Source organism: Wolbachia endosymbiont of Drosophila leontia (genome assembly GCF_028981785.1).
Classification (GTDB): domain Bacteria; phylum Pseudomonadota; class Alphaproteobacteria; order Rickettsiales; family Anaplasmataceae; genus Wolbachia; species Wolbachia pipientis.
The window spans coordinates 1-2304 of the sequence record NZ_JAPQLK010000013.1 but is presented as its reverse complement, the minus strand read 5'-3'; the positions used below and the strand labels follow the sequence as shown (position 1 = coordinate 2304).

2 protein-coding genes are annotated in these 2304 nt (G+C 34.7%); both read right to left on the bottom strand.

All coding sequences use genetic code 11. The annotated features are described in order from the left end of the window. Positions 1 to 391 precede the first annotated feature (391 nt). A complete protein-coding gene (locus OZD63_RS00360) occupies positions 392 to 1657 on the bottom strand; it encodes an MFS transporter (RefSeq protein ID WP_274979774.1) in 1266 nt (421 codons plus the stop codon). A 206-nt stretch (positions 1658 to 1863) separates the two neighbouring features. Further along, on the bottom strand, positions 1864 to 2040 hold the full coding sequence (locus tag OZD63_RS00355) for a hypothetical protein (RefSeq protein WP_274979773.1): 177 nt from the start codon (positions 2038 to 2040) through the stop codon (positions 1864 to 1866). Positions 2041 to 2304 lie beyond the last annotated feature (264 nt).

Below are 2304 nucleotides of genomic sequence, written 5' to 3'. Positions count from 1 at the left end.
GGCTAAAATTCAAGAATTTCAATGCTTTAGCTATTTTCAATAGAATTAAATTTATTAATGTAAATAATAAATTACTATTCTTAAATTTGATCAGATTGATTGCAAAAAAACAAGATTTTCAATAGGTTACTTATAATCCTAACTATAGTTAGCCTTTCATAAGTAGCGATGCAACAAAGCCATTCCAGTGTCAAGCACTGGAATGACATTACAGGGACACTGGGATGACATCATCCTTTTCTCTGGATTCCAGACTGGAATGACAGCAGTCCTACGTCATACCGTCACGGTATCTCTAGATCCCGCTAATAAGCAGCGGGATGACGGTTGTCAGGGTGTCAGCTACTTAGATGAAACCCTTTCCCGGTCTATCAAATCACATAGGAGAAAACTAAGACCAATCAAATTTCTTATCTTGCGGTTTTATTTGCAATATTGCTACCACACTGATCAACAAGCAGAAGACTATATAAAGCCCAGCAGCAAGGTTTGTTTGAGGAAATGTTACAGTCAACCAAATACAAACCATAGGAGTAAATCCTCCATGTAACGCATAAGAGATATTGCGTGATAAGCTCACACCACTAAATCTAACATTGGTAGGAAAGAGTTCAGATGCAACTATTCCTATGGGAACTATACCCCTTTCTATTATAGAGAGAACCATTACGCTCAACGCAATCACAAGATAATTTTTATAGTAATATGCAATAGATAACGCAGGACAACACAGTGCCATTGTAATTGCTATAAATAAGATTGCAGTGCGCTCTTTTCCAACTTTATCAGCCAACATTCCAAACGCTATTGAAGATATCGGCATTAATACACTGGTTATAATCAATACAATTTCGTTGATATATGTTGTTACATAAACATCCACTGATGCTATTTCCTTTGCGAGAGTTCGAAGAAATATGGTAAATCCAACAGCAACATTAACAGGTACAGATATTAAAATAGCAAGTATAAGAGCTCTCTTGTGGCGTTTTATAAGCTCTATTATTGGCAAATCAGGCAAATTTCTTTGTTTTCGATTTTTTTCATATGCTGGAGTTTCTCCCAATGTGTATATGCTATACGCGCTAATTAATCCTAAAATAGCTGAGAAAATAAATGGCAATCTCCAACCCCAGGTACAAAAATCAGTAGCTTTTTTGCAGATAATCACTATCACCGCAGAAAGCAAGACGCCAATGGAGCGACCAAAACCCATCATTCCAAAATACATCCCTAAGTTCTCTTTCCTACTGGATAAATGCTCTATAAGATAAACAGAACTTCCTTGTTCACCACCAAGTGCAATTCCTTGTGTTATATGGATTGCAAGAAGCAATATAGTAGAAATTATACCTACTTGATTGTGACTTGGAATAAATGCAATGAGGCTTGATGGTATCGATATTAGCAAGATAGTAATTATTAATGCTATCCTCCTTCCATACCTGTCACCAACGTGACCAAATATGAGTGCACCAAGTGGCCTTACAATTGCACCTAGCCCTACAATTCCAAATAATTGCAGTATGTTACTGTAGACATCTTTTGCAAAACAAAACTCTCTGCTGATTATGTTAATCAAATCAATAAAAAGCATGTAGTCATACCATATTGCGATTCTGCAGAGTATGGTTGATATCAACACCCTTGTTTGCACTAAATTCAATTCGTAAATGTTTGCTTATTCTATTCTGGCTGCTTTTTGGGATTTTACAACCTAAACATATGGAGTTGACTTTTTTATTATGGTGTGTGACAATTGCAATGAATATAGCTTATTTAGCAGCACTTATAGCAGCAGCTATAATAAAAATAGCAGCAGTAATACTTTGTGCTATAATGTGTATAAGCACTTTCTTTATATTATTTAAGGGAAAAAGAACACTTAGATTCAAAAGGATTTCTATCTCTTCCAAAAACAGTAGGTGTAATTTCTATAATACTATCAATTATATCTCTCCCACTTATTATATTAAGCCTTACTACTCCGTCACCTCTGGTAGTAGGTATAGTAGGTGGTATCGTTGGTGCTATTTCCATAATACCATTAATAGTAGCTTACATTTTGCTTGTGGCTATATCGAATATCTTTATTACCAAGTCTTTATAAATTTGAGCTAATGTTACTGTCTTCATTTCTTCTTGGTTGTAATATTGCTAAAAGTTATCTATTTCCATAGGTATAACATATAATCTGATTTTATAAGATATTCTACCGGGATTAAAATATCGTAAATCTAAGAACCTGTTTAAAATCTTCGTAATAGGAGAGAAATGAAGGAAAGGACAATCATTTGCAAGCTG

What these genes read in the sequence shown, in the direction of transcription:
- OZD63_RS00355 (WP_274979773.1), bottom strand. Translation starts at nt 2,040, where the DNA reads ATGGAAATAGCACCAACGATACCACCTACTATACCTACTACCAGAGGT.